Source organism: Cesiribacter andamanensis AMV16 (genome assembly GCF_000348925.1).
GTDB lineage: Bacteria > Bacteroidota > Bacteroidia > Cytophagales > Cyclobacteriaceae > Cesiribacter > Cesiribacter andamanensis.
This window is the reverse complement of record NZ_AODQ01000165.1, coordinates 1-8392: the sequence shown is the minus strand read 5'-3', so window position 1 is coordinate 8392 and position 8392 is coordinate 1. Positions and strand designations below refer to the sequence as shown.

Genomic DNA, 8392 nt, shown 5'->3' with positions numbered 1-8392 from the left:
TGACCCTTTTTGGGGAAGACAATGATTTTGGCAGAGCCCTGGCGCTGCAGCCCGATGGCAAACTGCTAATGGCCGGCGAATCTTTCAATGGCCAGACCCTTGATTTTGTGCTGGCCCGTTACCTGGCCAATGGTACCCTGGACCCGGCCTTTGGCAGCGGCGGCAAAGTAGTAACCCCCTTTGAGCAGCGCAATGTGCGGGGCAAAGCCATTGCCCTGCAGCCCGACGGAAAAATTGTGGTGGCCGGCCATGAGCATGCCAACCGCAGGGCAGGCTTTGCCCTGGCCCGCTACTTGCCCGATGGTAGTGTGGATAAGAACTTTGGCGATTCCAAGACCGGAACCGTCATCACAGAATTTGAAGGCATCAACGACCAGGGCACCTCCCTGGCCCTGCAGGAAAACGGCAAGATTTTGGTGGCCGGCGAGGCCTACCGGGGCGGACATCTGGATTTTATACTGGCCCGCTACAACAAAAATGGCAAGCTGGACCCCTCCTTTGGCAAAGACCAGGCCGTAAAGGGTCTGGTGCTGCTGGATTTTAACGGGGCAGACGACAGGTCGGGCGCCATCGCTGTGCAGCCCGACGGAAAAATCATCCTGGCCGGCCATACGGTAGTAGACGGTCGGGAAGACATTGCTCTGGCCCGTTTCGATAAGGATGGCAGCCCCGATAAAGACTTTGGCAGCCAGGCTAACGGTACGGTAATCGTTGACCTGGGAGGCGCTACTGAAGACCTTAACCGCCTGCTGATAGAAGGGGATAAGCTCTATGCCGTAGGCTTTTCCGGAGCCAGTGCCGCCAGTGAAGCCGCCCTTATTGCTGCCTTTCACCTGACAGATCAGACCGAAGAACCTGCTAGTCTCTCCGTTGTTGCCACCAAAAATGCCGCCGAAGACGATCAGCACGGCGAATTTGAGATCCGGCTCTCCCGGGCTCTGGCCACTGAGCAAACCATAGCCATTAGCCTGTCGGGTAGTGCGCAGCCAGGCCAGGACTACGAGGCACCCCCCACCAGCGTACAGCTGCCAGCCGGTGAAAAGGCCGTAAAAATACCCATTACCGTACTGGCCGATACCGAGCCCGAGGAAGAAGAAACAGTGATCCTAACCCTAACGGCCCCGGCAACAGAGGTCCTGGCACTGGATGAGGCAAAAAAATCCGCCACCCTTAGCCTACAGGATAATGATAAGGAAGAGGAGCAGGAGCCCGCGCTGCTGTCGGTACGGGTAGAAAAAAATATTGGCAAAAGTGAGCAGGAGGGTTTCTTTGAGATCAGCCTGTCCCGCCCCCTGGCTACTGATCTCAGCATACAGTACAGCTTTAGCGGCACGGCCGGCAGGGGAAATCAGTATACCACCGAGCCCGAAGGGGAGTCGCTGGTGCTAAAGGCGGGCAAAGACAAAGAAAAGATCCGGATAAAGCGCAAGGGTACAGTAAGCGGGCAGGATGCCACCATCATCCTGAGCCTGAAAGCCCCTTCTGCCCAGGACGTAAAGCTGGATGCAGGCTCCGCTACCATGACCCTAGCCGCCAATGAGGAAGAAGATCATGAGGATGGAGACGACGGAGATGGGGATGACGATGAGGGAGATGACGATGATGGTGACGACGATGATGGTGACGACGATGATGATGATGGAGATGACGACGATGACGACGACGACAAAGAAAAGGATATCCTGATCTCCATTTCCAATGCCAAAAATGCGGCCGAAGATGACAAGGATGGCGAATTTGAACTGCGCATTTCCAAAGAACTAAGTACCGATCTTACCATCCGCTTTCGCCTGTCGGGTACGGCTACAGAAGGCCGGGATTATAGCTCGCCCGGCAGCCAGGTGGTGCTCAAAGCAGGACAGAAACGCCTAAGCATTCCCATACAGGTGCTGGCCGATACCGAGGTGGAAGGCGATGAAACTGTAGTGATGGAGCTGGAGGCCCCCGCCCAGCAAGGCATAGCCCTGGATGATAAAAAAAGCACCGATACCCTAACGATCAAGGACAACGATACGGAAGAAGACAAAGACCCCTCCTTACTGTCGGTGAAGGTAGATGCCCAGGCGGCCGAAGATGATCGGGATGGCGCCTTTATCATCCGCAGCAGCCTGCCCCTTTTGCTGGACCTGACCCTTAGCTACACGCTGGGCGGCACCGCCACCGAAGGTACCGATTACACCTCACCCGGCAAGCAGGTGGTGCTAAAAGCAGGCGAAACCAGCGTAAAAATCCCCATAGCCGTAAAGGCCGATGAGGAGGTGGAAGGGGATGAGACCATTATTCTTACGCTCCAGCCCCTTACCATTGCCGGCGCCCTGCTGGACCCGGATGGCAAGAGCGCTACCATGATTCTTACGGACAATGATGAAGAAGAGGAAACGCCGGAGCCCGCCCTTCTGTCCGTACAGCTGGGCACTGCCGCGGCCGAAGATGATCAGGAAGGCTACTTTGAGCTGCGGCTATCCCGCCCCCTGGAAGAGGAAAGCCGCATCCGCTACACCTATTCGGGCAGTGCCGGCCGGGGCACCGACTATACCACCCAGCCCCAGGGGGATGAACTGCTGCTGCCCGCCGGCCAGACCAGCGCCCGCATCCGCATACTGCCAATCGCCGATGAGGACGTAGAAGGCGACGAAACCATTGTGCTGAGCCTGCAAGCCCCCGCTTCAGCAGAAATCAGCCTGGACGAAAACAAGAAAACCGCCAGCATGACCCTGGCCGATAACGACGAGGAAGAGGAAGCCGATCCCGCCCTGCTATCGGTACAGGTAGCCAAACATGCCGCCGAAGATGATCAGCATGGGGCCTTCCGTATCAGCAGCTCCCTACCCCTGCCGTCCGATCTTACCATTAGCTTCAGCCTGTCGGGCACTGCCACCCCCGGCACCGATTATACCGCTCCCCCCAGCCAGCTGGTGCTGAAGGGAGGACAGACCAGCATTGAACTACCCATCACAGTCCTGGCCGATGAGGCTGTAGAAGGGGAGGAAACCATTGTGCTTACGCTGCTGGCGCCCGACCTGCCCGGCCTGGTACTGGACCAGGCCCGCACTGCCGCCAGCATGAGCCTGACCGACAATGATGAGGAAGAAGAAGTAACCCCTGCCCTACTGGCCGTAACGGTTGAAAAGCATGCGCAGGAAGATGACCAGCACGGTACCTTTCTGATCCGCAGCAGCCTGCCGCTGCCAGCCGATCTTATCCTACCCTATAGCCTTAGCGGCACCGCTACTGCGGGCACCGATTATACTTCCCCCGGCAATCAGGTGGTGCTTAAGGCCGGCGAAACCAGCACCCGGGTACCCATAAACGTACTGGCCGATGGGGTGGTGGAAGAGGACGAAACCATCATCCTTAGCCTGCAGGCACCCCCTATTGCCGGCGCCCTGCTGGACCCCGACAAGAGCAGCGCTACCATGACCCTCACCGACAACGATGAAGAGGAAGAGGAGCCGGTAGGCGAAGGGCCGGGAGGAGAGCCTGCCCCCGAGTATGTAGTGGTGCCGAACCTGTTTTCGCCCAATGGCGATGGGATGAACGATGCCTTTATTGTCCATGCCCGCCAGCTGCAGTCGCTGCACTGGCGCATCTACAACCGGCAGGGCCGGCTGGTGTATGAAACCAGCAGCGTAGAGGAAGCCACACAGCAGGGCTGGGATGGCACCGTAGGGGGCAAGCCGCAGCCGGAGGATTCTTATATGTGGATTTTAATATATCAGCATAACGCTGCCGGAGCCTCCGGCACCAAAATGACAGGAAGCGTTACGCTCATACGATAAGATATGCGATTTTTTCGAGCAGTTTGGTGGACATGTGCAGTTGTGTTGCTTGGCAGTACAGGAGTAGTGGCGCAGTATACAACCCCTACCAGCTTTTGGCTGAGCCCGCAGCTGACCGCCCCCACGGCCATGTCGGCCTACGGCTATAAGCAGATCAGCGCCCATTATCAGAAGCAGGCCCTGGCCGCCAACTTTGGCGCCCGCAGCATGCTGCTAAGCGGGCAGTTTCCCCTGTACGGCCAGCGCAATACCCCTTTTGGTACGCTTGGGCTCAATGTGCTGCGGCAGGAAAATGGCAGCGCCTACCTCATGGCCACCAGCGGCGCCCTGCTCAGCTACAACTATACCGTACGCCTTGCAGGCCAGCACCACCTGGTGGGCGGTGTGCAGGGAGGGTATTTCTCCAGAGGCCTGGACTGGAGCAGGGCCACTACCTCCAATCAGGTAGAGGGGGGGCAGATCAATCCCGGCCTGGACCACGGCGAGCGCTTTTTCGATTACAAAAGCAGCGCTTTTACCACCAATGTGGGCCTGGCTTATTACCTGACCGACGCCCGAGGCCAGCAGCAGTTTCACCTGGGCGCCGGCCTGATCAATGCCAACAAGGGCCGCTTTACCTATCTGGAGACCGACGAAAATCAGGCCGAGCCCCAGCGGCTGGTGGTCTACTCGCAGCTGCGCCTCATCAGCACCCCCTTCTATGAGCTGGGCACTCACCTCTTCTGGCAGCAGCAGAGCGGCTTTGGTGATCTGGTGGGGGGCCTGCAGCTCAACAAAGGCATCAACCCGCGCAAACCCGTAGCCGAGGAGTACCTGGGCCTGGGCATCTACTACTCGCCCGACCAAAGCGCTACTTTTGCCATGCAGCTGGTGCGCAACCAGCTGTTGCTGGGCCTGAGCTACTCTACCCCCTTTGGCGACAGGGGCCTGCAGGGCCTGCAAAATACCGCCGAGGCTACCATTGGCTGGCGGGTGCACCGGGCGGCCAGCCCCCGCCCCCACTATGGCGGCAGCAACCGCATCAACTCCCCTGCCTTTAAGGCCCATACAGGACCTGCTGTTAAAAAGAACAGGATTGCCACCTCGTACAAAAAGAAGCTGAACCGCAAGGCGGGAAAAACATTTCAGCCCAGGGCAGGCAAAAAAACAGTAGCAGGCCGAAAAAATACGTTTACTAGAAAAGTTACGTCCTATAAGGCCAAGGCCGGCAAAAAACGGCCCGCCATAAAAATGGGCAAGCAGCAATCAAACCTTGCCAAAAAATACCGGAAAGCACAAAAAGCTACCGCTAAGAAGCTCAAGAAACTCAATAAAAAGAACAGAAAACAGCGCAGCTTCAGAAGGGGGTGGTAAAGCGCCCTACACCCAGACCAGGCGAAGCAGCACAACAGCCTGCCCCTTTGTGCGTTTTTTAGGTGGGCCCCTGCTGTAATGATCGATTTTTTATGCCCGTACTAAAGCAAAACGAAATATTTGCAGGCCGTTACCTGCTAAGCCACTTTTTAGGCGAAGGGGGCTTTTCGGAGGTATGGAAGGCCCTGGACCTGATGGCCGATGATGCCGTAGTGGCCATCAAGATCTATGCCCCCACCAAGGGCCTGGATGATTATGGCCTGCGCCAGTTCCGAAATGAATTTACCCTTACCCACAGCCTGTCGCACCCGCACCTGCTTAGGGTGCACCATTATGATATTGTAGAGGGCTCTCCCTACCTGATCATGCCCTACTGCCCCTATGGCTCCCTTACCACGGTGCTGCGGGAGCAGGGGGTGCTCAGCGAACGGCAGCTGGCCCTGGTGATGCGCCAGATTGGCTCGGCCCTGGCCGAGATCCACGGACAGGAGGCCCCCATCATTCACCAGGACATTAAGCCCGACAATATTCTGCTGCTGCAGCCCGAGGTCTTTATGCTGGCCGATTTTGGCATCAGCAACCGCATCCGCAATACCATACAGCTGGATACCTCCGGCACCCAGACCCTTACGGTGGCCTATGCCCCGCCCGAACGCTTCGACCGGCGGCCCTCTTCCGATACCTCCGGCGATATTTTCTCGCTGGGCGTTACCCTTTATGAAATGTGCACCGACACCATTCCCTGGGAAGGGGCCGGCGGCCAGTGCCTGCTCAAAGGAGCCGCCGTGCCTGTGCTGCCCGATCGCTATGCACCGGAGCTGAGCGCCATTCTGGAGGCCTGCATGCAGGCCGACCGGCGCCGGCGCCCTACCGCCCGGCAACTTCACCAATGGGGCAAGCACTACCTGGAAACCGGCCGCTGGGAGATTCCCGCCGGCCTGGCATCTGGAGCCGAACCCGCCCAGGCGCCCCAATTCCTTGCCGGTCCGCTAACCACTGCCCCTGCGCCCAAACCAGAACCCCTTCGGCAGCCTACCCCTGCAAAAGCAGCGCCACTACGCACAGTGCCCCCGGGTATCAGGCGGCAGACTGCGCCCAAAAGAACGCGCATGCCCTCTGTGGTGGCGGCCCTGGTGGCCCTGGCCCTGCTGGCCGGAGCCGGCTACTGGGTATACCATGAGCTGCTGAAAAAAGGGGTGATTGCGGCTCCTACCGAACGTACGGCCGCCTCGCTGGGCCAGGAACCTGAGCCCGCGCCCGACCCCCTGCAGGACAAGCTCAAGAACATGGAAGCCGAGCTGCAGCAGGCCAACCAGCGCCTGAGCTGGCAAGATTCAATCAGCAGACTGCAGGCCCGGGAAAAGATATTGCTGGAGGCCCGGCAGGAAGAGAAACAGAATGCCTCAGCGGTTCCATCGCAGCCGCAAGCCGAGGCAGCAACCCCTGTGGTGCGAACCCCCGGCATACGCCAGCAGCTGCAGAAGGAACTTAACCAGATCTCCAATCCCCAAAACTCGCGGGAGCAGCGCTCTGGCTGGAAGCAGGAAGCCCTGGCCCGCTTTGCCGATGGCTCGGTGCGGGTGCTGGATGAGTCCGATGGCAGCGTGCAGGAGTACCGGGCCGGCATCTTCCTGACCATGCTCCTGACCTCTCCGCATCAGGTAACCGTTAGAGAGGTAAAAACCGACCAAAACAATAAGATTACCGAGCTGCGGGTATCAAAAGACCCCATAGCTGCGTTTTGAGTATGCGCATTTTTTTATGTTCTGATATTTTTTTCTCATGCCACAGCCCAAGCAAGATACTGCCCGCACCCGCTTTCGCCTACAGGCCATGACCGATGTGGGCCTTGTACGCACCCACAACGAAGACAATTTTATTGTATGTCCCAACCTGGCCGACCGGCGCTGGTACCTGTCCGATACCCCCCAGCGCCTACAGCCCCAGGGCTGCCTGCTGGTGGTGGCCGATGGCATGGGCGGCACCAATGCCGGAGAGGTAGCCTCAGCCCTGGCGATAGAAAGCATTCAGAAACACTTTGATGCCCTGCCCCTGACCGATAGGCCAGACGAGGAGCGGGCCACCGAGCTGATGCGCCAGGCCATAGCAGCGGCCCACCAGACCATAGTGCAGGAAGCCCGCCAGAATGCCGAACAGGCCGGCATGGGCACTACCCTGATCATGGCCTGGGTATTTGCCCAGAAAGCCCTGATCGGCTGGGTGGGCGATAGCCGGGCTTACCTCTACCAGCCCGCCAGCGGCCTCAGGCTGCTCACCAGCGATCACTCCCTGGTCTGGGAAATGGTAAAGGCCGGCACCCTTACCCCCGAGGAGGCCGATGTACACCCCCGCAGCAACATCATCACCCAAAGCCTGGGCAACGGGGCGCAAGCACCAGCCCCCGATTTTATCAGCTGCCCGCTGGCGCCCGGCGACCGGCTGCTGCTGTGCACCGATGGCCTCAACAACATGGTGCCGCATACGGGAATTGAAAAGATCCTGCAGCAGGGGGCCATCTGGGAGCTACCTGCCAGCAGCTGATCCAGCGGGCCAACGAAGCGGGCGGAGTAGATAACATCACCCTAGTGGCGCTGGAGATGGAGGAAAACAGCGCCAAAAAGAATTTTTTTAACCTGTTTGGGATTTTATCCCTATAGCCCGGCAGGCCCGAATTTTTTTAACAGGAGTACAGCACCATGAACATAGGCACCTTTTTTTTCTTTACTAGACCGGCTCCGGCAGCCAGACTACTCCCGCTTCTGTGGTTGGTCCTGGTCTGCCTGTTGCCGCTGAGCCCCCTGCTCGCTCAGTCGCTTACGCTGCGGGACCAGGCTGAGATCAGGTACCAGGCACAGCTTACGCTGATGGAGTATGAAAGTATCCTGAACCTGATCTCAAATGCAGCCGTTCCCGCCTCGGCCGTGCATGATGCCATCAACAGTGCGTATCATGAGCCCAGCACCCGCATCTTCTGGGCCCATGATGTGCCCGTAGACAATACCCTATTTCCCTCCCGCCTCAGCGGACTGGAGGAGCCAAACATCAGGGCGCTGGACTTTATCCGGGAGTTTGCCGGCCAGTATGTGAAGTCGGAGCTGGAAACGGTGGATTTTTACAACTTTCAGCTCTCCGACCTGCAGCAGGGAGAATACCCCTACATTCTGATACAGTATACCGCTCATTTTAAAGGGCGGCATAAAACCGATCCGGCCCTCTACCCCCCCCCTGGAGCAGCTAGCCCAGCTGCGGGCAGAGAAAAA

At 58.4% G+C, this 8392-nt stretch carries 5 protein-coding genes; all 5 read left to right on the top strand.

Annotated elements, in window-relative coordinates:
* Nucleotides 1-3779 (top strand): T9SS C-terminal target domain-containing protein (locus ADICEAN_RS19180; RefSeq protein WP_040398320.1); only part of this gene is annotated, 3779 nt, incomplete at its 5' end.
* Nucleotides 3780-3782: 3 nt separating this feature from the next.
* Nucleotides 3783-5132: a type IX secretion system membrane protein PorP/SprF gene (locus ADICEAN_RS19175; RefSeq protein WP_083879788.1), complete on the top strand. Its 1350-nt coding sequence runs from the start codon at nucleotides 3783-3785 to the stop codon at nucleotides 5130-5132.
* Nucleotides 5133-5224: 92 nt separating this feature from the next.
* Nucleotides 5225-6877: a serine/threonine-protein kinase gene (locus ADICEAN_RS21605; RefSeq protein WP_009197318.1), complete on the top strand. Its 1653-nt coding sequence runs from the start codon at nucleotides 5225-5227 to the stop codon at nucleotides 6875-6877.
* A 37-nt stretch (nucleotides 6878-6914) separates the two neighbouring features.
* Nucleotides 6915-7673: a protein phosphatase 2C domain-containing protein gene (locus ADICEAN_RS19165; RefSeq protein ID WP_009197317.1), complete on the top strand. Its 759-nt coding sequence runs from the start codon at nucleotides 6915-6917 to the stop codon at nucleotides 7671-7673.
* Nucleotides 7674-7828: 155 nt separating this feature from the next.
* On the top strand, nucleotides 7829-8392 hold a 564-nt coding region (locus tag ADICEAN_RS19160), incomplete at its 3' end, for a hypothetical protein (protein WP_040398316.1).